The sequence below is a fragment of the Tardiphaga alba genome, assembly GCF_018279705.1.
GTDB lineage: Bacteria > Pseudomonadota > Alphaproteobacteria > Rhizobiales > Xanthobacteraceae > Tardiphaga > Tardiphaga alba.
Map to the genome: position 1 here is coordinate 1697357 of NZ_CP036498.1, position 25464 is coordinate 1722820.

The window sequence follows — 25464 nt, forward strand, 5'->3', positions numbered from 1 at the left end:
TGGAATTTAATTCCGGCAGACGGCAAGAGCAATGAAATCGACGGGAGTGACGCGATGGAAGACGGTCTGTTCAAGGGGCTGAAGGTTCTGGATTGCGCGAGTTTTATCGCGGCACCGGCTGCAGCCACCGTGCTGTCCGACTTCGGCGCCGACGTCATCAAAATCGAGCCGCCCGGCGCCGGCGATCCCTATCGCAACCTGCCCAATCTGCCCGGCTATCCCAGGAGCGAGCACAACTATGCGTGGATGATGGAGAGCCGCAACAAGAAGAGTCTGGCGCTCGATCTGGCCAATCCGGAAGCCCGCGAGATCCTCTACAAGCTGATCGCGGAAGCCGATGTCTTCATCACCAATTTCCCGCCGCCGGTGCGCCGGAAACTGAAGATCGCCTACGAGGATATCGCCCATCTCAACGAGAAGCTGATCTATGCCAGCTTCACCGGCTATGGTGAAACCGGCGCCGAGGCCGACAAGCCCGGTTTCGACAGCACCGCCTGGTGGGCGCGTTCCGGCATGATGGATCTCGTCCGCGCCGATGAAGACACCACGCCGGCCCGCTCGATCGCGGGCATGGGCGACCATCCCTGCGCCATGGCACTGTATGGCGCCATCGTCACCGCGCTCTACAAGCGCGAGAAGACCGGCAAGGGATGCCAGGTGAAATCGAATCTGATGGCCAATGGCGTGTGGTCGTCCAGCGTATTGGCGCAGGCCAGGCTTGTCGGCGCGAAATTCGAGAAGCGCCGCGGCCGCGAGGAGGCGCTCAACGCCGTTACCAATCACTATAAGTGCCGCGATGGCCGCTGGCTGATGCTCTCGCTCTTGGCGGAAGAACGCCAGTGGCCGGCTTTCACCAAGTGCCTCGAGCGTCCGGACCTGTTCGAAGATCCGCGCTTCGCCACTAAGCCGGATCGCCATGCCAATTCAGTCGAACTGATCAAGATCCTCGACGAGGTTTTCGCCAAACGCGATCTCGCGGACTGGCGCAAGCGCCTCGACGGCAATGGTCTCGTCTTCGGCTTTGTCGGCATTCTCGATGACATCCCCAACGATCAGCAGATGAAGGATAATGATGTGCTGGTGCCGTTCGAGGGGACCGACATCCTCACCATCAACAGTCCGATCTGGGTCGGCGGCGAAACCAAGCGCCAGCCAAAGTTGCCGCCGTCACTCGGCCAGCACAGCGACGAAATCCTGCGCGCCATGGGCTATGACGATCACCAGATCGAAGGCCTGCGTGCGGCGGGGCAGTGGGCTAATTTGAAGTCACGGGGCGGGTGAGGCAAAGCCGTCATCCGTCCGATGGCCGTGGTGCTCGCGCATGGCGTCTTGTCGCAGATCACGGCAGGGTGACCGCTTGGCGGCAGGCCGGATTGACGGCATGATCGATTGGTATTTATTTCCGGCATTGCCGGCTCTTATTTCAATCGTTCATTGGGTCATGCGGGATCGCATATGCAGTCTGGTCTGGTCGATCGTATCTATGAATGCTCCTTCGTGCCTGACCTGTGGCCGGGCGTCCTCGACGAACTCGCGGCTCTCACCGACTCCCGCGGCGGGCTGCTGTTCTCGGTGCGCAGCCGGGTGCTGAAATGGACGGCCTCCGACAGGCTGAGCGACATCTTCCGGTCCTATGTGGAGGATGGCTGGTTTCCGCAATGCAAGCGGCGCGTTTGCCTGTTCGGTCAGACGGAGCCCAGCTTTTTCGTCGAGCATGATTTCTGGACGTCGGAAGAGATCGACACCAATCCGATCTATCGCGACTTCTTCCGGCCGCACGGTCTCGGCTGGTCGGCGGGGACGGGGCTGCAGATGCCCACCGGCGACAATATCGTGTTCAGCGTCGAGCGTGATTTCAGCCGCGGGCCGATCGAGCGCGAGCGCGTGACGTTGCTGAACGAGCTGCGTGGCCATCTGGCGCGTAGTGCTTTCGTGGCGGCGCGGCTCGGCCTGCAGCGCGCCAAGGGCGCCAGCGACACGCTGTCCGCGATGGGCTTGCCGGCGCTGCTGCTCGGGCTCGACGGCACGGTGATCGAGGCCAATGCGCAGATCGCCGACATGCCGACCCAGCTGCAGTGGCGCGCCAACAATCGGGTCGCCTTGCTCGATAGCCGCGCGAATGAATTGCTCGGCGCAGCACTCGCGGCGCTCAACAACGATCCCGCCGCCGCCGTGCGCTCGTTCCCGCTACGCGATGCCGAGGACAAGGCGGTGTCGGTGGCGCATATCGTTCCGGTCCGGCGCACGGCGCAGGACATCTTCGCCGGCAGCTACGCGCTGCTGGTGATCACGCCGGTGACCACCGGCAAGGCGCCGCCGGTCGAATTGCTGCGCTCGCTGTTCGACCTCACCGCTTCCGAAGCGCGGGTGGCGCGCGGACTGGTGGCGGGGCAGACGCTGGAGGAAATCGCAGCCAGCGGCGGCGTCGCCATCTCGACGATCCGCACCCAGGTGCGTCAGGTGCTCGAAAAGACCGGATGCACAAGGCAGGCGGAAGTGGTCTCGCTGCTGGCCAATATCTCGCTCGGGCCGGGCAGTGCCAACGCGCCTTCGGCATAGCGTGTCAGTCCTTCATCAATTTGGCGGATGACGCGATCGGAGGCCGATCGCACTTTATGCGTGACAGTACCTGTCACCATCTCCCGCTGGGGCGGAGATGGCATTTCGCATATGGAGGACATCATGCTTCGTATTTCGGCCGCCACGCTCGCTGCCCTTGCGCTGTCATTCTTTATCGGCACCTCGCTGGTTCAGGCGCAGACCACCTATGATCCCAAGAGCCAGGCCGGCAACAGCCAGTGCCGCCTGTCGAATGGGCAGCGTTGCTGATCTGCGTGCGTGAGCTGCGCGACTAGCTCTCGTCCTTGTCCTTCTTCCGCAGCAGGTCCTTCGCGAGATCGGCGAGCTGCGGACGTGGCAAAGCGGTGAAGGGCAAAGGACGCGTGACATCGATGGCGGCGAGGCCGAGCCTTGCCGTCAGCATGCCGTTCAAGATGCCTTCGCCGAGGCGCTGCGAAAGTTTTGCCGCGAGCCCGTGGCCAAGCATCTGCTCGATCACGCTGTCGCTTGCGGCCATGCCCCCGGTGATGGCGAGATGGCTGATCACATGGCGCAGCAGCCGGATCATGCCGAGTGTGCCGGGCCGCCCGCCATAGAGATGCGCGAGCTGCCGCACCAGCCGGATCGCGGCGGCCGCGACGAACAGCATGTCCACCAGCGCGCGCGGTGAGATCGCGGTGACGACCGAAACACGTTGCGCCGCGACCGAGACGAGGCGGCGCGCTTCGATATCCAGCGGCGACATCAGTTCGCGTTCGGCAAGGCGGATCAGATCGGCGCCGTCGATGATCTCGCCGGCATGGGCCTGCAGCGCCGTGCGTGCGCGGGCAAGGCGCGGATTCTTGTGCGCGAGCGTGAGCAGGTCCGCCAGCACCGCTCGGCTTTCCGTGCGGTCGTCGCTGGCGATCACGTCCAGCGCGCGGATATGCAGCTTCTCGATGGTGGCCAGCCTGGCCAAGCCGAGCGTCTCACGCGCAATGATCACGACCAGCGCCAGCGACACCAGCCCGGCGAGGCCGAGGCCGAGGAAGCCGAGCGCGTCATTGATGGCGAACAGGTCGCGAATGAGGTTCGTGGCGCCGAGCCCGAGGCCGAGCAGCACGAGGCCGCCGAGCGCGCTCCAGAACAGCGTGCCCCAGCCGAACCCTTTTCGCGCCGGCCGCAGCGGATCGTCGAGCGCCACCGGCAATTGCGGCTCGGGCTCCGGCGTGATGCGGATGGCGCCGCGGGCCAGGCGGCCGGCGTCCTCGTCGGCATCCATCACGGTGACATGGGGATCGTCGAGCCGGAACGTGGCCGGGCGGCGCGTGCGGTCGGTCATTGCAGCCTGTCTCCGATCAAGAACTGGAGCGCGCGGTCGAGGCGGATGTGAGGCAGTGCGGGCTCGGTGCCAGCTTCGCGCGACAGCAGCGGCGGCCGGAATTTCAGAAAGCGATAATCGGCCTTGTCCGCCGTTGCGCTGGAAAGGCCGGTGAAGGCGCCGCCGGTGAACAGCCCGTCGAGATTGGTCGGGAGATCGCCGGGAAAGGTCGCGACTTCCGTCTCGCCGTCAAAGATTTCGCCATTGGCGGATTCGCCCGCGACGGGCGTGCCGAGGATCGAGGGGAGCTTGTCGCGTCCCTGCTGCACCAGCGCCTCCTTGGTCGCGCGCACCGCCGCGATGGCGACGACATCGACCGCCGCACCGGACAGTTCCGAGCGCGCCAGCGCTTTGCGCGTGATCTGCTTCAGCACGTCCTCCAGCCGGTCGTGGCTGAGGTGATGAAGATGGTCCGCCTTGGTCGCCGCAAACAGGATGCGATCGACGCGCGGACGAAACAGCGTGGAGAGAATGCTGCTGCGGCCGATGCGGAAACTATCGAGAATGCCGGCCAGCGCGGCTTCGAGGTCGCTCAGCGCTTCCGGCCCGGCATTGAAGGCCGAGAGCGCATCGACCAGCACGATCTGGCGGTCCAGCCGCGCGAAGTGATCGCGATAGAACGGACGGACGACGACGTCCTTATAGGCCTCATAGCGTCGTTTCATCATCGCCCACAGCGTGCCATCCGGCGCGCTGCCATCGGCGGCCACATCGAGCGGCGCAAAGGTGAGGGCAGGTGATCCCCCGAGGTTGCCGGGCATCAGGAAGCGGCCGGGCGGCAGCAGGCTCATGGCGAAGCGTTCGTCGCGGCAGGCGCGCAGATAATCGGTAAAGAGTTTGGCGGCGGTGAGCGTGAACTGCTCGTTCTCCGGCGCCGTCGGTGCAAGCGTTGCGAGATGCGCGAGAAATGCCTTAGCGATCGTTGCGCGCGGGCCCTGCCGCGACAGCGCGAGGCTTTCCGCCGACCATTCCTCATAGCTCTTGTTGAGCAGCGGCAGGTCGAGCAGCCACTCGCCGGGATAGTCGACGATATCGAGCGTCAGCTTGCGATCGGCGCCGCTGGTGCGCTGATAGTCGATGACAAGGCGCAGCTCGCTGATATCGGTGGTGGAGTTCGGCCAGCGCCGCTCGTCGATCAGCGTGGCGAGATGCTGCTCATAGGCAAAACGCGGCACCGCATCGTCCGGCTGCGGCGCGAGGCGCGCGGCAGCGATGCGCCCCGTTGCCAGCGATTCAAACACCGGAAATTTTCCGCCGCGGGTCAGCCCATGAACCAGTGCGGTGATGAAGACCGTCTTGCCGGCACGCGACAGGCCTGTGACCCCAAGCCGCACGGTGGGATTGAACAGACCGTCGCCATAATCGAGCAATGCGCGCGCGGACAGCCGGGCTTCTTCGACGAGTTCGGAAAGGCTGGCCATATTGCGCGTGGGTACTCACTTTAAGAAAATGGAACGGGATCACAACGTGGCGATTATCAGGCTGAAATCAAGTCGCTTCACTTTGCATTACGTCTTCGTCATTCAGCGTTCATTGACCTTCCGCAGCGCATCATCTATCGCAATTTCCTGGGGAATGAACCGGCGTGCCTGGGGTGGGCGCGCCATCTGCATCACCAGCCGACCGGCCAGCATTCGCCATGACCGTTTTCCGCCTGAAGCAGTTCACCGCCAATTCCGCCACAATGGTCGCGGGTGCGATCCGCTGGAACTATGACCGCGCCGAACTGATCGCCGATGGCGTCGTTCACGGTCTCGGTGTCACCGCCGGCCTGATCGCGCTGACCGTGCTCATCGTCCTCACCGCCGTCTTCGCCACCGCCACCGAGATCGTCACGGTCTCGATCTATGCCGCCGGCCTGCTGGCGATGCTCGGTTTCTCCGCCGCCTACAATATGTGGCCGGTGTCGCCGCGAAAATGGTTTCTGCGCCGCTTCGATCACTCCGCGATTTATCTCCTGATCGCCGCCACCTACACGCCGTTCCTCGCACAAATAGCGAATGGCTGGCTTGCCGCGGGGCTGCTCGCTTTCGTGTGGAGCACAGCTATTGCCGGCATCGTCATCAAGCTGCGGTTTCCAGGCCGCTTCGATCGGTTAGCGGTGCTGCTCTATCTCGCTTTGGGCTGGAGCGGCATGATGGCCTACGACGCCGTGTTCTCCCCGCTGCCGCCGCTGAGCATGTGGTTCGTCGCCGCCGGCGGCACGCTCTATACGCTGGGCGTGATCTTCCATGCCTGGCGCAGCCTGCGTTTCCAGAATGCCATCTGGCACGCATTTGTCCTGCTCGGTGCCGCATGCCACTATACGGCAGTGCTCGACATGGTGCTGAGCACGACGGCTTAGCGGCTGTAGCCCGGATGGAGCGTAGCGCAATCCGGGGACCGGCGAATTTCTGAAGCGCTGATTCCTGGATTGCGCTGCGCTTCATCCAGGCTACAAGAAAAACAAAAGGGGAGTGAAGGCATGCAGGTGGGCGGCAAGATCGTCGTCGTGACCGGCGGCGGCAATGGCATCGGCCAGGCGCTGTGCGAGACATTTCACAAAGCGGGCGCGAAGAAGGTCGTCGTTGTCGATCTCGATGAAGCGCGTGCCAAGGCCGTGGCCGATGGCATCGGCGGCGCGTCGTTCAAATGCGATGTCGGCCGCGAGGATGACATTAAGCATGTGATCGACGAGACCGAGCGCCAGTTCGGATCGATCGACCTCTTCTGCTCCAATGCCGGCATCGGCGGCGGTTTCGATCCGATGAGCCCGAATGCCGGCGGCATCTCGGACGAGCCCTGGATGAAAAGCTGGGCGATCCATGTGATGGCCCATGTCTATGCCGCCCGCCATCTGGTGCCGCGGATGCAGGCGCGCGGCGGCGGCTATTTCCTCAACACGATCTCGGCGGCGGGCCTGCTGTCGCAGGTGGGCAGTCCCGCTTATTCGACGACGAAGCATGCGGCGGTCGGTTTCGCCGAGAGCCTCGCGATCGCGCATCGCGCCCATGGCATCAAGGTCTCGATCCTGTGCCCGCAGGGCGTCGATACCAACATGCTGAAGAACATCCCGAAGGGCCCGCAATCGAATGACGGCAACCTGTCGCCGGAGCAGGTGGCAGCCGATGCGCTGGCGGGGATCGAGGCGGAGACGTTTCTGATCCTGCCGCACAAGCAGGTCATCGATTACATGCGCAAGAAGACCGAGAACTACGACCGCTGGATCGGCGGCATGGCAAAGATCCAGGCGAAGATGCGGGAGGAGTTTGGGAAGTGATGCGCTTCCTTACCCTCCCCTGTGTTCAGCCCGGACAGATCACTGACAGGTGTTCGGAGACATAGCTGACACATCCATATTGGGTGGAAGTTCCTTTTTGGGAGGCTTCCATGCCGTGGTGCGAGGTGTCGGTAATGGATCAGAGGTTGGAGTTCGTGCGGCTGGCGCTGCAGGACGGTGCGAACCGGCGGGAGTTGTGTCGGCGGTTCGGCATCAGTCCCGACGTCGGCTACAAATGGTTGGCGCGGCATGTCGGCGGCGATGCGGAGCTTGCCGATCGCTCGCGCCGGCCACATGCCAGCCCGCGGCGCAGTGCGGCAGCGATCGAGGGGCAGGTGCTCGCCATTCGCGATGCCCATCCGGCCTGGGGCGCACGCAAGATTGTCCATTGCCTGAGCCGCGACGGCCTCGTGCCGCCGGCGGCTTCCACTGTACATGCGATCCTGCAGCGCCATGGCCGCATCATCGTGCCGCCGAACGGTCCGGGGCAGCCGTTCACGCGCTTCGAGAAGGACACCCCGAATGCGCTGTGGCAGATGGATTTCAAGGGCCATATCCCGCTGGCCGACGGCACGCCGTGCCACCCGCTCACCATGATCGACGATCACTCGCGCTATGCCCTGCGTCTTGCCGCCTGCAGTAACCAGCAGCGCATGACCGTGCAGGAGCAGCTGACGCAGACCTTCCGTCGCTACGGACTGCCCGACGCATTGTTCGTCGATAACGGCCCGCCCTGGGGCGACAGTTCGCAATCGCGCTGGACCGGCTTGCGGGTCTGGCTGCTCAAGCTCGGCGTCGAGGTGATCTATGCGCGGCCGCTGCATCCGCAGAGCCGCGGCAAGAACGAGCGCTTCCATCGCACGCTGAAGGCCGAAGTGCTGGCCGTGCGTCGCTTCAACGGCTTCACCGAATTGCAGCGGGCCTTCGATACATGGCGCAGCGTCTACAATCTGGAGCGCCCGCATGAGGCCTTGGGCATGGCCGTGCCGGCCAGCCGCTACCGGCCATCGCTGCGATCGATGCCTGAGCGGCTCGCAGACATTGTCTACGCCCCGGGCGACATCGTCCGCAGCGTATCGACCCAGCGCGGCGCCTCGATCAGCTTCAAGGGGCAGCCATGGCGCGTGCCACGCGCTTTCCGCGGCGAACATTTGGCCATCCGCCCGAGCGGTATCGATGGCCAATACGGCGTTTTCTTTGGCAGCAGGCAGGTCGCAACCATCGACTTGACCCGCCGCAAAAGTGTCAGTCATGTCTCCGAACAGGTGTCAGCTATGTCTCCGGGCTGAACACCCTGCAGGGGAGGGTTGACGGACGCGCAGCGTCCGGCGGGGTGGGGTGGCAGGCGTGGCGTGCGTCATAGGCCGCGCCACCCCACCCCGTCTCGCATCACGCTACGCGTAATGCTCACCGACCCTCCCTCTGCAGGGAGGGTAAGCGAGATCACTCCGCCGCTTCCAACCGCGGCGGCTGTGGCCGCTCCACCGGCACTGGCGGATCGAAGGCCTGGATCGGTGGCAGGTTGCCGGTGAATTTCTCCACCTGCACCACGGTCAATTGCCCCGTACATCCCTGCGCCAGGCTCGACGTGCCGACATCGCGCGTCAGCACATTCGGATTGCCGTGCACGCACAGTGGCTTGTCGTCGTTGATATCTTCGGGGTCGTAGTAAGCGCCGGTCGGCAGCTGGATCACGCCGGCCATCACATCCTCGGTGACGACCACCGATGCGAGACACGCGCCACGCTCGTTGAACAGCTTGATGATATCGCCATCCTTGATCTCGCGTGCGTCCGCGTCCTTCGGATGCATACGCGCGACTTCGCGGCCGCGGCGTTTCTCGGCCGCACTATGCCCGCCGAAATCGAGCTGGCTATGCAGGCGCGAGGCCGGCTGGTTGGCGACGAGATGCAGCGGCGTCTCCGCGGTCGGCACATCGAGCGGCGGCAGCCAGGCGGGATGGCCGGGGCAGTCCGCATAATTGAAGCCGGCGATGGTCGAGGAGAAGATCTCAACCTTGCCGCTCGGCGTCGGCAGGCGATTGTTCTCGGGATCGTTCACGAAAGCGCGCAGCGTGCCGCCGTCGAGCGGCTTCTGCGGCAGCAGCACTTCGCCATTGGCCCAGAACGTCTCGAAGTCCGGCGCCTCATGGCCTCCGGCGACAAGCCCGTCATAAGTGGTCTTGTAGAGATATTGCAGCCACTCGCGCGCGGTGCGGCCTTCGGTGAACTCTGCGCCCTTACCGAGACGTTCGGCCAGTCCCGAAAAGATATCGTAATCGTTGCGCGCCTCGCCAAACGGTTCGGCCATCTGGTGCATCGCGACCATCAAGGGATCGGTCTGTGCGCTGCCGATATCCTCGCGCTCCAGCGACATGGTGACGGGCAGCACGATATCCGCATGACGCGCCGTTGCGGTCCAGGCCAGCTCATGCACCACCAGCGTATCGATCTGCGCGAAGGCGCTGCGCAGGCGGTTGATGTCCTGATGATGGTGGAACGGATTGCCGCCGGCCCAATAGACCAGCTTGATGTCCGGATAGGCCATCCGCTTGCCGTTATAGTCGAACGGCCCGTTCGGATTGAGCAGCATGTCGGAGATGCGCGCCACGGGGATGAAATCGGCGACGCCATTCTTGCCCTGCGGCAGGCCGGCGATCGGCACTGCATTGTAGCGGCGGCCGTAATTGGCGATGGCGCCCAGAGCATAACCGAAGCCGCCGCCGGGCAGGCCGATCTGGCCGAGCATTGTCGCGAGCACGGCGGACATCCACACCGGCTGCTCGCCATGCCGCGCCCGCTGCAGCGAATGCGCGACGGTGAACAGCACGCGCTTGCCGGGCAGGCGACGCGCCAGCTTGAGGATCACATCCGCCGAGAGACCGGTGATCGGGGCGGCCCAGGCTGCATCCTTCGGCTGGCCGTCGCTGCGGCCCATCAGATAGGTTTCGAATTCGTCGAAGCCGACGCTGCAGCGGTCGATGAAGGCGCGATCGTGCGTGCCGTCCATTACCAGCGTATGCGCCAGCGCCAGCATCAGTGCGACGTCGCTGCCCGGCATTGCCTGCAGCCAGTCCTGGTTCACTTCGTCGGGCAGGTCGGTCTTCAGCGGCGAGACCAGCACGAATTCGCCACCGCGCTTGCTCACCGCGATCATGTCGCCATGTTCGGTGTGCTTGCTGATGCCGCCGCCGGCGACGCGCGAATTCTTGGTGTTCATGCCGCCGAAGGCGACGACGAGATCGCAATGTTCGACCACTTCATCCCAGCCGATATTGCGGCGGGTCATGTCCTCGTAGTCGCCGAGGATGCGCGGGATGATCACGGTGGACGCGCCGGCCGAATAGGAATTCACCGAACGCACATAGCCGCCGAGTGCAAAGTTCAGGAAGCGATGCACCTGGCTCTGCGCGTGATGGAAGCGGCCGGCGCTAGACCAGCCATAGGAGCCGCCGAACACCGCCTGCGGACCGCGCCTGTCCTTCACGCGCTTCAGCTCACCGGCGAGTAGGTCGAGGACTTCATCCCACTCCATCTCGACAAAGCCATCGCGGCCGCGGCGGTCGCTTGGGCCGGGGCCGTGTTCCAGCCAGCCGCGGCGAACCATCGGCTTGGCGATGCGCGCCTTGTGGCGCAGCGCTTCGGGGAAATTCTGGATGATCGGATTCGGATCGGGATCGATGGGATGCGGCGAGATCACGAGCTGATCATTGACCCACTCGCCGGAGAAGGCGCCCCAATGCGAGGAGTGGGTCATCTTGCCTTGCGGCCTGATCGTGCGCTCGTTCGCTTGCTTCATCCGTTCCAATCCATCATTCCAGTATCAATGCTTCTGTCCATAAAGCACGGGAACCGCGGAGTCGACGACCACCTCGACAAGGCTGACGCCCGCATGCTGCAAGCTATGCCGGAAAGCCTTTTCAAGTTCCGAAGATGTGCTGACGCGCGTGGCATGCGCGCCCAGTCCTTCGGCAATTTTGACGAAATCTAGTCCGGGCAGATCGAGACCGGGAACATTGCGCACCTGCATCACCTGGCTGAACGAGCGCATGGCGCCATAGCCGGAATTGTTGATGACCACGATGGTGATCGGCAGTTTCCGCTGTGCCGCCGTCCACAGCGCCTGGATCGAATACATCGCCGAGCCGTCGCCGATCAGGCACACCGTGCGACGCCCGGGATGCGCGAGCGCGATGCCGACGGAGGCGGGCAGCGACCAGCCGAGGCCGCCGGAGGACATCGTGTAGAACGAATTGGCGCCGCGCATCGGCAGATATTTATGTATCGCGGGCCGATGCGACGGCGCTTCCTCCACTAGCATCGCATCTGGCGGCATCGCCTGCGACAGCGTGTGCAAGAGGTAATCGATCGGGATCGGATCGGCAGCCGCGGGCGCCGGCGGCAGCACGCGGCCCTTTGCGATGTTTCGTTGTGTGTCCGGCAGCAGCTCGCGCAGCATCGTCAACGCCGGTTTCATGGTGGCGATGATGCTGGTGCCGATCGGCGCGACTGCTGCTGAATCCGCATCGTCGGTGATCTGAAAGATCGTCGCGCCGCCATCGAAGATCGCCGCATGGCCTTCCACATGAAAGGTAAAGACCGGCGCGCCGATGACGACGACGAGGTCGTATTCCTTCAACGCATCCGATAGCTGTGCAGGCGATGCATGCAGGAAGCCGTGGAATTGCGGATGCCGCTCCGGGAAGCTGCAACGCGCGGAGAAGGGGGAGACCCATACGGCGGCTTTGATCTTCTCGGCGACGGCGACCATCTCGTCCACACAGCCGGCGCGATCGATACCGGGGCCGACAATGAGGGCAGGGTGTTTGCTCGTCGAGAGTGCAGCGACAAGCTGCTGCATCGCCTCTGGCTCCGGCCCGATCGCGCGGCTGACATTGCGCGCATCGATCAACTGTGCCGGATGCGCCCAGTCGTCGATCGGCACGGAGACGAAGGTCGGCCCACATGGCGGCTGCATGGCCACATAGTAAGCGCGCGCGATGGCTGCTGGCACGTCCTCCGCGCGGGCGGGCTCGACGCTGTATTTCACATAGGGCCGCGGAAATTCCGACGCGCGCTCGGCATAGAGAAACGCCTGCAGCGGCAGGATGCTGCGCGCCTGCTGCCCGGCCGTGATCACCATCGGCGTCTGGTTGCGATGCGCGGTGTAGATGTTGCCGAGCGCGTGTCCGACGCCAGCAGCGGAATGCAGATTGACGAAGGATGCATTGCGCGTCGCCTGCGCATAGCCATCGGCCATGCCGATGACGGAAGCTTCCTGCAAGCCGAGGACGTAGTCGATATCGTCGGGCCAGTCGGACAGGAAGGGCAGTTCGGTGGAGCCGGGATTGCCGAAAACTTTGGTGATGCCGAAGCCGCGGATCAGATTAAGCGTGGCGTCTTTGACGGTGGTGGTTTTGGATTTCGGAGTACGAGCCAAGGCGATTTCCTCACAGTGTCGGGCAGTGGGCTGCCGCGTGTTGTTGACTCATCAACTGCGAGAAACTGCGATGTGTCAACTGTGAGGAAATGAGCGGAGCGGGGTCCCTCAAGCGGCGTAGCCGCGCAGCGGGGAGGGTGGCGCGAAGCGAGCGTTCAGCGAGCTTCGCGACGGGTGGGGTGCTTTCCCAAGCTCGACGTCACGTGGGGCACCCCCACCCCGGCCTTCGGCCGACCCTCCCCGCAAGGGGGAGGGTAAGAACGGAGCGCCTTCGCCTACTTCTTCTCAAATCCCGCGATCAGCCGCTCCAGCTGTTCGCGTTCTCCGTCCGCCTTCTCGCCGGGATCGAACAGCACATTGCGCAGCAGAAAATACTCCGTCTCGTCCTCGATCCGGTCGCGCTTCAGCACGCGTGCATAGGTCCGCGAGTAACGGCGGCGCAGTTCGGAGAGCGAGGGAATGTCGTGCAGCCGCAATTCGCTGTCGAATTTGGCGACTTCCATGGGCGTGAATTGCAGCGACATGTCCATGCAGTCGCTGATGGCGTCGCGCAATCCATCCTGCGCGAGCGCCTCGGTCAGCAGTCTTTCGGCAGGCCGGTATTTTCCCGCGAAGAAGGCGAGAAAGTCCTTCAATCTGGTGTCGTCGATGTTGGTCTGGTTCTGCATATCAGTCGCCCTACACTCATCCCTCATGGTGAGGAGGCGCGAAGCGCCGTCTCGAACCATGGCTGCGCACTCTTCACCATCCCAAGTGAATGGCTATGCCATTCACAACGAGACGCGCGCAAGAGCGCGCTCCTCAGGATGAGGGCGGAGTGAGTGGCAGGCCTACCAGCTCGCCGTCGCCTTCATGGTCGGCGCGCCCTTGTCATTGGCGGTCCAGACCTCGAGCCCATCCGCGGTCTCGTTCGCATTCACCGTGAAGTCGGCACCGTCGAACAGCGGTGACACGCCGCGATAGCTGAACTTGGCCGGGGCCTTGCCCTTCAGCTTCGCCGCGAACTCCACCAGCAGCGCGGCCTGCAGCGGGCCGTGGAAGACGAGGCCGGGATAGAATTCGACCTTGGTGACGTAGTCGCGATCGTAATGGATGCGGTGGCCGTTGAAAGTCAGCGCGCTGTAGCGGAACAGCAGCACGGGATCGGCGTAATGCGTTTCCTGACGCTGGGCGCTCGGCACGTCCTTCGGCGCGGGCGCCGGCGGCGCCATGCTGGTGGGCATGGCGCGATAGACGATGTCCTGTCGCTCGCGCACGGCGACGCCGCGCGGCGTGGTGATCACGTGTTCCACATTGACGAAACACAGCGTGCCGGTGGAGCCGGTCTTCACATTCACATCGAGGATCTTCGACGAGCGGGTCACGGTGTCGCCGACCTGCAGCGGTGCAATGAACTGCACCTCGCCGCCAGCCCACATGCGGCGCGGCAGCGGCACCGGCGGCAGGAAGCCGCCGCGGGCGGGATGGCCGTCGGTGCCGAGCTTGTCCATGGCAGCGACGGGCTGCGCCAGGCACCAATGCGTGGTGAAGGGGGCGATGTCGCCGGTCTTCGGCGTGCCAATGTCGAGAAACAGCGTGGCGCGCAGGCCCTTCACGAGCTGCGCGGTGATCACGTCGGAGGCCTCTTCGGTGCGGCCGATCCACTGCTTGAGATGATCGATGTCGAGTTGTTCGGTCATGTCAGCTCCTTACTTCTGTACGTCACCGATACCCGGCACCGCGCCATAGCTGTCGCGGTCCGCATCCATCCAGATCGCGCCGGGCGCGGGATAGGCGACGGGGCCGTTCGGGGTGTCCACGGTGATGCGGCGCAGATGCGGATGCTTTGACAGATCCGCCATCGTGTTCACTTCGGCAAAGGCGATGTCGGCATCGCTGAGACGCTTCAGCAACTCCTCACGGCTGAGCGAACCAAAGATGTCGCCGACCACTTTGTCGGTGTAGTCGCGATTGTGCACGCGCTCGACATTGTTGACCATCTTCGCGTCGGTGGCGAGATCGGCATTGCCCAGCACTTTCGCGCATAGGATCTTCCATTCGCGCTCGCTCTGGATCGAAATGAGAATGCCCTTGCCTTCCTTCGAATTGAACACGCCATAGGGCGCGATGGAGGGATGCGCGAGGCCCATGCGCTTCGGCTCCTTGCCGTTCTCGGCATTGAGCAGCGGCACGGTCAGCCAGTCGGCCATCACGTCGAACATGGAGATGCGGATATCGGCGCCTTCGCCGGATACGCTGCGTCCGATCAGCGCTTCGAGGATGGCGGCATGCGCGGCCGCACCTGTGGCGACATCGACGATGGAGACGCCGACGCGCGATGGGCCTTCCGGGCCGCCGGTGATGGAGGCGAGGCCGCTCTCCGCCTGGATCAAGAGGTCATAGGCCTTGCGATGCGCATAAGGGCCGGTGTCGCCATAGCCGGTGATGGTGGCGCAGATCAGCCGCGGATAATCCTTGCGCAGGCGCTCCAGCGTGAAGCCGAGCTTGTCCATGGAGCCGGGCTTGAGATTCTGGATCAGCACGTCGGCGGTAGCGATCAGCTCTTCGAGCTGCTTGCGGCCTTCCGGCGTGGAGAGATCGACCACGGCCGAATCCTTGCCGCGATTGAGCCAGACGAAATAGCTGCTCTGGCCCTTGGCCGCCGCGTCATAGCCCCTGGCGAAATCGCCTTCCGGGCGTTCGATCTTGATGACATGCGCGCCGGCATCGGCGAGGCGCGAACTGCAATAGGGCGCCGCCACGGCCTGTTCGACAGCGACGACGGTGAGGCCTTTGAGCGGCAGCATGATGTTCTCCGGTTCACCTCTCCCCTCCGGGGAGAGGTCGCGCGCACTTGCGCGCGGGTGAGGGGGCTTGGTGACGGAGCGTGTGGCGCCCCCTCACCCGGCTTGCTTCGCAATCCGACCTCTCCCCAGTGGGGAGAGGTGAAGGAGGAAAGCTCAATAAGACCGCGGCATTCCGAGCACGTGCTCTGCCACAAACGACAGGATCAAATTCGTCGAGATCGGCGCCACCTGATACAGCCGCGTCTCGCGGAATTTTCGCTCGACATCGTATTCTTCAGCAAAACCAAAACCACCATGCGTTTGAATGCACGCATTGGCCGCTTCGAAGGATGCATCGGCCGCGAGCATCTTGGCCATATTGGCCTCGGCGCCGCAGTCGAGGCCCGCTTCGTACTTGCGGGTGGCTTCCTTCACCATCAGCTCGGCCGCGCGCATCGATGCATAGGCCTTGGCGATGGGGAACTGGATGCCCTGGTTCTGGCCGATCGGCCGGCCGAACACATGGCGTTCCTTGGCATAGGCGGAGGCCTTGGCGATGAACCACTTGGCGTCGCCCACGCATTCGGCGGCGATCAGGATGCGTTCGGCATTCATGCCGGAGAGGATGTAGCGGAAGCCCTTGCCCTCTTCGCCGATGAGATTTTCTTTCGGCACCTTCATGTCGGTGAAGAACACTTCGGTGGTCGCATGATTCATCATCGTGCGGATCGGGCGGATTTCGAGACCCTTCTTCTTGGCCTCCTTCATGTCCACCAGGAACACCGAGAGGCCGTCGGTGCGCTTGGCGGCCTGTTCCTTCGGCGTGGTGCGCGCGAGCAGCACCATGAGATCGGAATATTCGGCGCGGCTGGTCCAGATCTTCTGGCCGTTGACGATGTAGTCGCCGTTGTCGTCCTTCTTGGCGACTGTCTTCAGCGACGAGGTGTCGGTGCCCGAGGTCGGCTCGGTCACGCCAAACGCCTGCAGCCGCACTTCGCCCGAGGCGATCTTCGGCAGCCACTTGGCCTTCTGCTCGTCATTGCCATGACGCAGCACGGTGCCCATCGTGTACATCTGGGCGTGGCAGCCGCCGCCATTGCAGCCGGCGCGCTGGATCTCTTCGAGGATTGCTGCGGCCGCAGAGAGCTTGAGGCCCGAGCCGCCGAACTCTTCCGGAATGAGAACCGAGAGATATCCGGCTTCCGTCAGCGCATCGACGAACGCCTTCGGATAGGCCATCTCGCGATCGAGCTTGCGCCAGTATTCGCCGGGAAACTGTGCACACAGTTTTGCGACGGCGTCGCGGATGTCATGATACTCGTCTTGTTCCGCGGCTGCATGTTTCGTCAAGGAATTGGCTTCTCTTCTTGAGGGGAAATTGACGTAATACCGGACTACGAAATCCTGACAGGAAGATGCTCGTAGCCTTTGACGAAGCTCGAATACACGCGCTTGGGTTCCCCCACAACTTCGATGTTTTCGAACCGTTTCAGTATTTCCTCCCAAACGATCTTCAATTGCAACTCCGCCAGGCGCATGCCCACGCAGCGGTGTATGCCGAAACCGAATGACAGGTGAATCTTCGGCCGTTTGCGGTCGATGATGAACTCGTTCGGCCGCTCGATCACCTCGTCGTCGCGGTTGCCGGAAACATACCACATCACCACGCGATCGCCCTTGCGGATGGTCTTCGAACCAATCTGGGCGTCATGCAAAGCGGTGCGCCGCATATGCGCCAGCGGCGTCTGCCAGCGGATCACTTCGGGCACCATAGTCTCGATCAGCGCCGGATTGTCGCGCAGCTTCTGATATTGGTCAGGATTCTCGTTCAGCGCGAGCACCGAGCCGGTCATCGTGTTGCGGGTGGTATCGTTGCCGCCGACGATGAGCAGGATGATATTGCCCATCAGCGTATCGGGATCCATGAAGCGCGTGGCGTCGCTATGCGCCATCATCGAGATCAGGTCATTCCGCGGGTCGGAATTGACGCGCTCGTTCCAGAGTTTCTGGAAATAGGCGGCGCATTCGTCCATCTCGCGGCGGCGCTCGTCCTCCGATGACACGATGCCGCTCTTGGGCAGCGCCGTGGAGACATCCGACCAGCGCGTCAGCTTGCGGCGTTCGTCCCACGGGAAGTCGAACAGGGTCGCCAGCATCTGCGTGGTGAGCTCGACCGAGACGCGATCGACCCAATCAAAAGTCTCGTTGCGCGGCAAGCCGTCCAGCACCTTGCAGACGCGGCCGCGGATCAAGGTTGCGAGTTCGTCGAGATGTTCGGGCGTGAACATCGGCGTCACGGTCTTGCGCTGCCGGCTGTGGTTCGGCTCGTCCATGGCGATGAAGCTCGGCCAGTCATAGCCCACCGGCACGTCGCGGATGGCGATGCCGCCATGCTTCACATCTGACGAGAAGATGCCGTGATTGGTGTCCACATGCATGATGTCGTTGTATTTGGTGATCGACCAATAGGGCTCGATCGGCGCATTGGTGCAGTAATGCACCGGCTCTTCCGCGCGCAGCCGCTCGAAGAACGGCCACAGCGTGTCGGTGGCAAACAGTTTTGGTGCGCCGGGGTGAAAGTCCTTCAACGGCATCGAATAAGCGAGCTCGCGCGCGATGCGGTCGCGAGTCGCCTTGTCGGGGTCGATACGGTTCTGGATATTCATGGCGTTTGCTCTTTCGATAATATGCGGTGTCGATCAGTGGATACGGACGGGCAGCGTCTCGTAGCCCTTCACGAATGACGAAAAGACCCGGTGGGGTTCGTCCACGACTTCGATCCGCTCGAAGCGCTTCATGATTTCTTCCCACACGATCTTCAATTGCAGTTCGGCTAGGCGCAGGCCCACGCAGCGGTGGATGCCGAAGCCAAAGGAGAGGTGGCGGTTCGGCCGCTCGCGATCGATGATGAACTCATCCGGCCGCTCGATCATCTCGTCGTCGCGATTGCCGGAGACGTACCACATGACGACCTTGTCGCCCTTCTTGATCAGCTTGCCGCCGAGTTCGGTATCGGCCACCGCTGTGCGGCGCATATGCGCGAGCGGCGTCTGCCAGCGAATGATCTCCGGCACCATGCTGTCGATCAGCGCCGGATTGGCGCGTAGCTTGTCATACTGTGCGGGAAACCGGTTCAGCGCATAGACGCCGCCGGACATGGAATTGCGCGTGGTGTCGTTGCCACCGACGATCAGCAGGATGATGTTGCCGAGGAAATTCTCGGGGTCGAGATTCCGTGTTGCATCGCTATGCGCCATCATCGACAGCAGGTCGCTCTTTGGCGGCGCGTTCATGCGTTCCTGGAACAGCTTGCCGAAATACTCGCCGCATTCGCGCAGCTCCTTCTGCCGCTGCAGCTCGGCCTCCGGCGTCTGCGGCAGCATGGTGGCGACGTCGGACCAGTGCGTCAGCTTGCGGCGTTCTTCCCAGGGAAAATCGAACAAGGTGGCCAGCATCTGCGTGGTCAGTTCGATCGACACGCGATCGACCCAGTCGAAGGTCTCGTTGCGGGGCAGGGCATCGAGCACCTCCGCGGTGCGGGAGCGGATCAACCCGGCGAGTTCGTCCATGTAGTTGGGCGCGAACATCGGCGCCACCGTCTTGCGCTGGGCGGAGTGGTGTGGCGGATCGGTGGCGATGAACATCGGCCGGCGAAACTGCACGCCGGCATCGCGAATGGTGATGCCGCCGAACGAGGCGGCGGACGAGAACTCCGCATGATTGATCTCCACGGCCATGATGTCGTTATATTTGGTCACCGACCAATACGGGCCGAACATGCTGTGCGGCAGTAATGCACGGGGTCTTCCCGGCGCAGCCGCTCGAAATAGGGCCAGAACGTATCGTCACGAAACAGTTCGGGATTGCCGGGATCGAATTGATCGAGCGGCGTCGCATAAGCGGTATCGCGGGCGCGGCGCTGGCGGAGCGCGTGGTCCGATTCAATTGTCCCGTGCATGACAATCCCCCGGTTTCGTTTCGTCCCTGATGCGCACCGTGTTGCGTTCCGGTGGCTTTATTGCGTCTAATTAGACGCTGGAACGCCCCCTCGCGCAAGCGTGACTACAACCATTGGACGAGCTGAAAAGGTTGATTTGGCTGGGACTTTGCTGTCTTCAATGGGGCAAATGCGCGCCTGACGCGCGGCAAACGAATGATGTGACCGGAGGCACCCGACGATGATCCCGAACGCCCAGAGCATGTTCAACTTCGATCTCGGGGAGACCGCCGACGCCATTCGCGAGACCGTGCGTGATTTCGCGCAGAACGAGATCGCGCCGCGCGCCGAAGCCATCGACAAGAGCAACCAGTTCCCGATCGATCTGTGGCCCAAGCTCGGTTATCTCGGCCTGCACGGCATCACCGTGGAGGAAGAGTATGGCGGGGCAGGGCTCGGCTATCTTGAACACGTCATCGCCATGGAGGAAGTGTCGCGCGCATCGGCGTCGGTCGGCCTGTCCTATGGCGCGCATTCCAATCTCTGCATCAATCAGCTCCGTCGTAACGGCAATGACGCGCAGAAGCGAAAATATCTTCCGGGCCTGATCTCCGGCGAGCATGTGGGATCGCTGGCGATGTCCGAGCCCGGCGCCGGCTCCGACGTGGTGTCCATGAAAACCCGCGCGGACAAGAAGGGCGATCGCTACATTCTCAATGGCAGCAAGTTCTGGATCACCAACGGCCCAGTGGCGCAGACGCTGATCGTCTACGCCAAGACCGATCCCCATGGTGGCCCGCGTGGCATCACGGCTTTCATCATCGAGAAGGGCATGAAGGGTTTTTCGACCGCGCAAAAACTCGACAAGCTCGGCATGCGTGGCTCCGACACCTGCGAGCTCGTTTTCACGGATTGCGAAGTGCCGGAGGAGAACGTCCTCGGCGCCGTCGGCAAGGGCGTCAACATCCTGATGTCGGGTCTCGATTACGAGCGCGCGGTGCTGGCTGCGGGGCCGCTCGGCATCATGCAGGCCTGCATGGATGTGGTGCTGCCCTATGTGCATGAGCGCAAGCAGTTCGGCGAACCGATCGGTAATTTCCAGCTGGTGCAGGGCAAAGTCGCCGACATGTATGTCACCATGAACGCCTCGCGCGCCTATGTTTATGCGGTGGCGAAGGCCTGCGACCGCGGCGAGACCACGCGCGAGGATGCCGCCGGCGCGATTCTGTATGCAGCCGAGCGCGCCACGCAATGCGCGCTGGATGCGATCCAGCTCCTCGGCGGCAACGGTTACATCAACGACTATCCGACCGGACGTTTGCTGCGCGACGCCAAACTGTACGAAATCGGCGCTGGCACCAGCGAAATCCGCCGCATGCTGATCGGGCGGGAGCTGTTCACGAAGAGTGGCTAGTGATCGACGCGCCGCTGCGCGTGGCCTCCCTCCCCGGAGCGAAGCGACTGGGGGGCCGCCGAGCGAAGCGGAGGCGGGGGCTTGCCCCGGCGAAGCTCGAAGAGCGAAGACGGGTGGGGTCTCTCCCCAGGTGACGTCAGCGTTTGTGGAAACACCCCACCCGTCTCAAAGCTCGCTGGACGCTCGCTTTGATCCACCTACGACGGACGAATTCGTCCGTCGGACCCCACGGTGCGGCTTCGCCGCTTGGGGAGGGAGAAGATCACACAGCTTGGGCCGAGAGCAGAGCGCTAATCCGCGAGGTCGTTCAGCTTCGCCACCCACACGCGCACATCGGCGAGCACTTGTGGCAGCACCTTGCGGACCTCCTGCACGGTCATGCCCGCCTTGATGCGGGGATCGTAGAGGATGTTGAGCAGATACTGATCATAGATATCGAAGAAGCCCATGGAGACGTTGTCGTTGAACATCGTCCACGGCACCGAATTGGTGTCGTTGATCGGGCCGAGCGATTGCAGCATTTCTTCATAGGCGCAGTCGTAGAAGGTAAAGTCGCCATTGTCGGTGGTGAGGATCACGTCCGAGCGTTCGATCTCGAAGGCATCGTTCTTGCGGAAGCCCGACAGGCATTGCGGATCGAGCGAGGTGCGGATCTCGTTGGCGCGGTCCTCGCCGTAGAAAGCCGACAGCGTCGGATAAAGATCGCGGTCGCGCACCAGCTTCACGGTGACATTGGCGTCGGCGCTGTTCTCCACCACGGCGATGTTGAGATGCTGCACGCGGCGGCCGATATCGGCGACCACCTTGCCGATCTGCTTCTTGCGCTGTGCGGTGCCGCCATCGATGACGATGCGCACCGGCGTTTGATACTTGCGGATGCGGTCGACGCGCCCGGCGAGATGATATTCGGCGCCGAATGCCGTCTTCAGGAAGCCGTCGATGATCTGGGTGTCGGTGAAGCTGCGCTTCTGGTGGCGCTGATGCGCGGCGATGATCGCGGGTTCACCGGCATGGGCCGGCTGCGGCAGCGCGATGGCAAAGAGGCCGAAGGCCGTCAGCAGGCAGAGGCTGAAACGAAAGACGTGATGGTGCGGAGGAGGGGGCATTTGCCGCCAAATTCGCGCAACGCGCGTAGCGGCGCAAGCGCTCAATAGTCGCGCCCACGTAGAATTGAAGGACGCGTTATTGAAGGTCGCCGGAACGACGGTCCCGCAAGGGGCGGGACCGTCATGATGTCGCAGGATCAGTTCTTCACGATCACAGTCGCTCCGACGGCGACGCGGTTGTAGAGGTCGGTGACGTCCTCATTGGTCATGCGGAAGCAGCCGGACGACACGGCCTGGCCGATGGTCTCCGGCTCGTTGGAGCCGTGGATGCGGTACAGTGTCGAGCCGAGATAGATGGCGCGGGCGCCGAGCGGATTGTCCGGGCCGCCTTCCATGTGGCGCGGCAGGTCGGGCCGGCGGCGCAGCATCTGGGCCGGCGGCGTCCATGACGGCCATTCCTTCTTGGCGGTGACGCGGTGCACGCCGCCCCAGCGGAAGCCGTCGCGGCCGACGCCGATGCCGTAGCGCAGCGCGCTGCCGCCAGGCTGGACCAGATACAGCCGGCGCTCCGCGGTATTCACCACGATGGTGCCGGGCGCGTAATTGCTCTGGAAGCCGACGGTCTGGCGCGGAATCGGGCCCGAACCGCCGCCGCCACTGCCGAAATTGGAGAAGAAGTTCGAGAACGACGGGCTGTCGTCGACGACGAAATCCTGAGCCGCCTGGTTACGGGGGCGGGCTTCGGCAGGCAGTGCAACCGCAACAACAGCGACTGCGACGGACAGGGCAGCAAAAAAGCGCTTCATGGACTCCTCGCCAGATCAGGAATGAGCCGCAGAGTGGCCACAATTCATGCCGCTTCGCAACCCACCGCTTGGTGAGAAGCATTCCAGCTAGCGAAATGATCTCGCTCAACCATACCGTGCCCGCCCGTCCGTCGCGCATGCCTCTCGCACAAGCGTTGCGCCTGCCCCCTTTGACGGGGCGGCCGAACAATGATTGATCAACTCCGCGATTTCGCAGGAAAACTTGGAGCTGGATGATGAACGGTGCGGAGAGCCTGGTACGAACATTGGTGGCAGGCGGCGTAGATGTCTGCTTTGCCAATCCGGGAACGTCGGAAATGCATTTCGTCGCGGCGCTCGACCGTGTCGAAGGCATGCGCTGCGTGCTCGGCCTGTTCGAAGGCATCGTGACCGGTGCGGCGGATGGCTATTACCGCATGAAGGGCACCCCGGCCTCGACCCTGCTGCATCTCGGCCCCGGCCTCGCCAATGGTCTCGCCAACCTGCACAATGCCAAGAAGGCCAATTCGGGCATCGTCAACATCGTCGGCCAGCACGCCGTCTATCACATCGAGCACAATGCGCCGCTGACCTCGGATATCGAGGGCCTCGCCCGCCCGATGTCGCAGTGGGTGCGCACCTCGCCGAGCGCCAAGACCGTGGCTGCCGACGGCGCTGCCGCCATCGCCGCCGCCAGCGGCGCGCAGGCCCAGATCGCCACCCTGATCCTGCCGGCTGACACCGCCTGGAACGAAGCCGATGGCATCGCCAAGGTGCCGGCCCCCGAGCAGCGCGCTAATTTCCACGCCCCGGCCGTCGATACCGCCGCAAAGCTCGCCAAGGAAGGCGAGACCACGCTGCTGCTGCTGACCGGTTCGGCGCTGACCGAGCAGGGCCTGGCACTCGCCGAGCAGATCGCCGGCAAGACCGGCTGCAAGGTGATTAGCCAGACCTACAATCCGCGCATGGCCCGTGGCCGCGGTCGCTTCTTCGTCGAGCGCGTGCCTTACGTGGTCGATTCCGCACTGCCGGTGTTGAAGAACTTCAAGAACATCGTTCTGATCGAAGCCAACGATCCGGTCGCGTTCTTCGCCTATCCGAACAAGCCGAGCATGCTGAAGGCCGAAGGCTGCAACGTGCACCGTATGACCGCCAATGGTGAGAACTCGGTCGCTGCCCTGGAAGCCCTGGCCAGCGCCGTCGGCGCCAAGCCGTCGGACGTCAAGCCGCAGAAGCATGCCGAACTGGTCAAGCCGACCGGCAAGCTGGACCATGCGTCGGTGGCCGCTGCCATCGCGGCCGGCATTCCCGAGAACGCCATCGTCATCGACGAGTCCATCACCACCGGCCGTGGCTTCTTCCCGGTGACCGCCGGCGCCGCACCGCATGACTGGCTGCAGAACATGGGCGGCTCGATCGGCTTCTCCACCCCGGTTGCCGTCGGCGCCGCGGTGGCCTGCCCGGACCGCAAGGTGATCTGCATGGTCGGTGACGGCTCGGCCATGTACACGCCGCAGTCGCTGTGGACCCAGGCGCGCGAAAACCTTGATGTGACCACCATCGTGTTCGCGAACCGCAACTATCAGATCCTGAAGGGCGAGTTCGACAATGTCGGCGCCGGCGCCATGGGCAGCCGCGCGCTGGACATGTTGACGCTCGACCGTCCGCATCTCGACTGGGTGTCGCTCGCCAAGGGCATGGGCGTCCCCGGCGTCGCCGTCACGACCGCCGAGGAATTCAGCAAGGCACTCGCCGACGCGAATGCTGCGCAGGGTCCGAAGCTGATCGAAGTCCTGATGTAAGCGGCAACGCTCCTACATCCGCTCAGCGGTAACGAAAAAGAAAGGCTCCGGAGCAATCCGGAGCCTTTCCACATTGGATCGTAAGGCGAGGGCTTAGTTGCCGCCACCTCCGCCGCCACCCGAGGTGCGGCCCTGGACGGCATTTGAATTACCCATGCCCGTCGTTCCGGAAGCGGAGTTCGAGCCGCCCATGGAATTCGCGTTGTTTCCTGCCTGCGATCCCGTCGCACTCGGCGCCATCTTGGAGCCGCTACGCTCCGGAACATCGACAGCCGTGCCCCGGCTGTTGGTGCCAGGCTGCGTCACGCCACTTCCTGTCGAATTCATCTGAGGCGCGTTCGGATTGGCGCCGCTCTGTGCGAATGCAGCGGGCGCGGTCATGAGCATTGCTGCAGTCGCTGCGATCAAGGTCTTCTTCATTGTTCGTGTCCTCTGCTGGTGTCTTCCCCTGCAGACGTAACAAGGCGAATCCGGACACGTTCCGTAGTTTCCCGCCAACCGGCGAACCTATTGTCGCAGCTGGCTATTCACACTGGTGAATTGTGCGCGGTACTTGGGGAAGCTTGCATTGCAGCCATGCGCTGAATGTTGGTGCAATCGTTGCGGGAGACAGCACGAGCCGATAAGCGATTAATTGTCACACTGTCGTCCGACGCAGAGAATGTCGGCAAGAACGATCAACAGAGGAGCCCCCGCACCGGTGAACAGCGCTATCGAATCGGTCGTCGCCGCTTACGTTCAGACAGGACAGCTCGATGTGCTGCTTGATCTGAAAGCCCATCGCGAACGATTAATGGCAACGGTTCGCGATCGCGCCGATTTCAACTTCGGCGTCCTGTTGGGCCAACTCGAAGAAGATATCGGTGCGATCGAAGGCGGCATTCGTCGCCTGCGCGCAGCCGCGGAGGCGCGCACCGATACGGATCGCTGAACAGCGTGGGCTGGTGCCGCATGTTACGGCCCGATGCACTGAAAACTGTCTCCAAAAGATAACTATTTAAGCAAGCTATGCAGCGTTGAATCGCGTCTGCCTATTCCAATTGCAGGACAGACGGGTTATGCGAGACCGTCCTGTGAAATCCCGGCATCGACATGCCG

Annotated in this window: 21 protein-coding genes and 1 pseudogene; 9 read left to right on the forward strand and 13 right to left on the reverse strand. The window is 63.2% G+C overall.

Annotated elements, in window-relative coordinates; all coding sequences use genetic code 11:
• The first annotated feature begins 54 nt into the window (after positions 1-54).
• From RPMA_RS07995 to RPMA_RS08005, 3 genes are all read left to right on the forward strand, one after another.
• Entirely contained in the window at positions 55-1281 is a 1227-nt protein-coding gene (locus tag RPMA_RS07995) for a CaiB/BaiF CoA transferase family protein (protein WP_211912311.1), read from the forward strand.
• 174 nt (positions 1282-1455) lie between these two features.
• Positions 1456-2559 carry a helix-turn-helix transcriptional regulator gene (locus RPMA_RS08000; RefSeq protein WP_211912312.1) on the forward strand — a complete coding sequence of 368 codons (1104 nt, stop codon included), beginning with the start codon at positions 1456-1458 and terminating at the stop codon, positions 2557-2559.
• 123 nt (positions 2560-2682) lie between these two features.
• Positions 2683-2829 (forward strand): hypothetical protein, encoded by a 147-nt coding sequence (locus RPMA_RS08005; protein ID WP_211912313.1) that lies wholly within the window; start codon positions 2683-2685, stop codon positions 2827-2829.
• A gap of 22 nt (positions 2830-2851) precedes the next feature.
• On the opposite strand, the gene RPMA_RS08010 is transcribed toward RPMA_RS08005, so the two are convergent.
• Together RPMA_RS08010 and RPMA_RS08015 are read right to left on the reverse strand one after the other, a co-directional pair.
• Positions 2852-3880, reverse strand: coding sequence for a YcjF family protein (locus tag RPMA_RS08010; protein ID WP_211912314.1), 1029 nt, complete (start codon positions 3878-3880; stop codon positions 2852-2854).
• Positions 3877-5340 carry a YcjX family GTP-binding protein gene (locus RPMA_RS08015; protein ID WP_211912315.1) on the reverse strand — a complete coding sequence of 488 codons (1464 nt, stop codon included), beginning with the start codon at positions 5338-5340 and terminating at the stop codon, positions 3877-3879. Before RPMA_RS08015 ends, RPMA_RS08010 begins: the two co-directional genes overlap by 4 nt.
• A gap of 218 nt (positions 5341-5558) precedes the next feature.
• Here RPMA_RS08015 and trhA point away from each other — a divergent pair, with 218 nt between their 5' ends.
• From trhA to RPMA_RS08030, 3 genes are all read left to right on the forward strand, one after another.
• Positions 5559-6263, forward strand: a complete 705-nt coding sequence (trhA, locus tag RPMA_RS08020; RefSeq protein ID WP_211912316.1) for a PAQR family membrane homeostasis protein TrhA — start codon at positions 5559-5561, stop codon at positions 6261-6263.
• Positions 6264-6383: 120 nt separating this feature from the next.
• The gene (locus RPMA_RS08025) at positions 6384-7178 is read left to right on the forward strand and encodes an SDR family oxidoreductase (protein WP_211912317.1); all 795 of its coding nucleotides are present in this window, start codon (positions 6384-6386) and stop codon (positions 7176-7178) included.
• A 110-nt stretch (positions 7179-7288) separates the two neighbouring features.
• On the forward strand, positions 7289-8467 hold the full coding sequence (locus tag RPMA_RS08030) for an IS481 family transposase (protein WP_211912318.1): 1179 nt from the start codon (positions 7289-7291) through the stop codon (positions 8465-8467).
• Positions 8468-8621: 154 nt separating this feature from the next.
• Here RPMA_RS08030 and RPMA_RS08035 read toward each other — a convergent pair whose 3' ends face one another.
• The 8 genes and pseudogenes from RPMA_RS08035 to RPMA_RS08070 all read right to left on the reverse strand — a co-directional run bounded on the left by RPMA_RS08035 (position 8622) and on the right by RPMA_RS08070 (position 19340).
• Entirely contained in the window at positions 8622-10976 is a 2355-nt protein-coding gene (locus RPMA_RS08035) for a molybdopterin guanine dinucleotide-containing S/N-oxide reductase (RefSeq protein WP_211912319.1), read from the reverse strand.
• A gap of 24 nt (positions 10977-11000) precedes the next feature.
• Positions 11001-12617 carry a benzoylformate decarboxylase gene (gene mdlC / locus RPMA_RS08040; RefSeq protein WP_211912320.1) on the reverse strand — a complete coding sequence of 539 codons (1617 nt, stop codon included), beginning with the start codon at positions 12615-12617 and terminating at the stop codon, positions 11001-11003.
• Between the two features lie 275 nt (positions 12618-12892).
• Positions 12893-13285: a hypothetical protein gene (locus RPMA_RS08045; RefSeq protein WP_211912321.1), complete on the reverse strand. Its 393-nt coding sequence runs from the start codon at positions 13283-13285 to the stop codon at positions 12893-12895.
• Positions 13286-13447: 162 nt separating this feature from the next.
• Positions 13448-14296 (reverse strand): FAS1-like dehydratase domain-containing protein, encoded by an 849-nt coding sequence (locus RPMA_RS08050; protein WP_211912322.1) that lies wholly within the window; start codon positions 14294-14296, stop codon positions 13448-13450.
• A gap of 9 nt (positions 14297-14305) precedes the next feature.
• Positions 14306-15403 (reverse strand): CaiB/BaiF CoA transferase family protein, encoded by a 1098-nt coding sequence (locus RPMA_RS08055; protein WP_211912323.1) that lies wholly within the window; start codon positions 15401-15403, stop codon positions 14306-14308.
• A 153-nt stretch (positions 15404-15556) separates the two neighbouring features.
• A complete protein-coding gene (locus RPMA_RS08060; RefSeq protein WP_211912324.1) occupies positions 15557-16732 on the reverse strand; it encodes an acyl-CoA dehydrogenase family protein in 1176 nt (391 codons plus the stop codon).
• A gap of 44 nt (positions 16733-16776) precedes the next feature.
• Positions 16777-18048, reverse strand: coding sequence for a cytochrome P450 (locus RPMA_RS08065; protein ID WP_211912325.1), 1272 nt, complete (start codon positions 18046-18048; stop codon positions 16777-16779).
• 33 nt (positions 18049-18081) lie between these two features.
• Positions 18082-19340: pseudogene (locus RPMA_RS08070) on the reverse strand (cytochrome P450).
• Positions 19341-19560: 220 nt separating this feature from the next.
• Between RPMA_RS08070 and RPMA_RS08075 the strand changes: the two are divergent.
• Entirely contained in the window at positions 19561-20733 is a 1173-nt protein-coding gene (locus tag RPMA_RS08075) for an isovaleryl-CoA dehydrogenase (protein WP_211912326.1), read from the forward strand.
• Between the two features lie 290 nt (positions 20734-21023).
• On the opposite strand, the gene RPMA_RS08080 is transcribed toward RPMA_RS08075, so the two are convergent.
• The gene (locus tag RPMA_RS08080; protein WP_211912327.1) at positions 21024-21839 is read right to left on the reverse strand and encodes a DUF2927 domain-containing protein; all 816 of its coding nucleotides are present in this window, start codon (positions 21837-21839) and stop codon (positions 21024-21026) included.
• 137 nt (positions 21840-21976) lie between these two features.
• Positions 21977-22585, reverse strand: a complete 609-nt coding sequence (locus tag RPMA_RS08085) for a L,D-transpeptidase (protein WP_211912328.1) — start codon at positions 22583-22585, stop codon at positions 21977-21979.
• Positions 22586-22821: 236 nt separating this feature from the next.
• On the opposite strand from RPMA_RS08085, the gene RPMA_RS08090 reads away from it, so the two are divergent.
• Positions 22822-24366: an acetolactate synthase large subunit gene (locus RPMA_RS08090; RefSeq protein ID WP_211913561.1), complete on the forward strand. Its 1545-nt coding sequence runs from the start codon at positions 22822-22824 to the stop codon at positions 24364-24366.
• Positions 24367-24459: 93 nt separating this feature from the next.
• Here the strand turns inward: RPMA_RS08090 and RPMA_RS08095 are convergent, their stop codons facing one another.
• Complete coding sequence (locus RPMA_RS08095) at positions 24460-24786, reverse strand: hypothetical protein (RefSeq protein ID WP_211912329.1); 327 nt, start codon at positions 24784-24786, stop codon at positions 24460-24462.
• Between the two features lie 280 nt (positions 24787-25066).
• On the opposite strand from RPMA_RS08095, the gene RPMA_RS08100 reads away from it, so the two are divergent.
• Entirely contained in the window at positions 25067-25297 is a 231-nt protein-coding gene (locus RPMA_RS08100) for a hypothetical protein (protein WP_211912330.1), read from the forward strand.
• Positions 25298-25464: the final 167 nt, after the last annotated feature.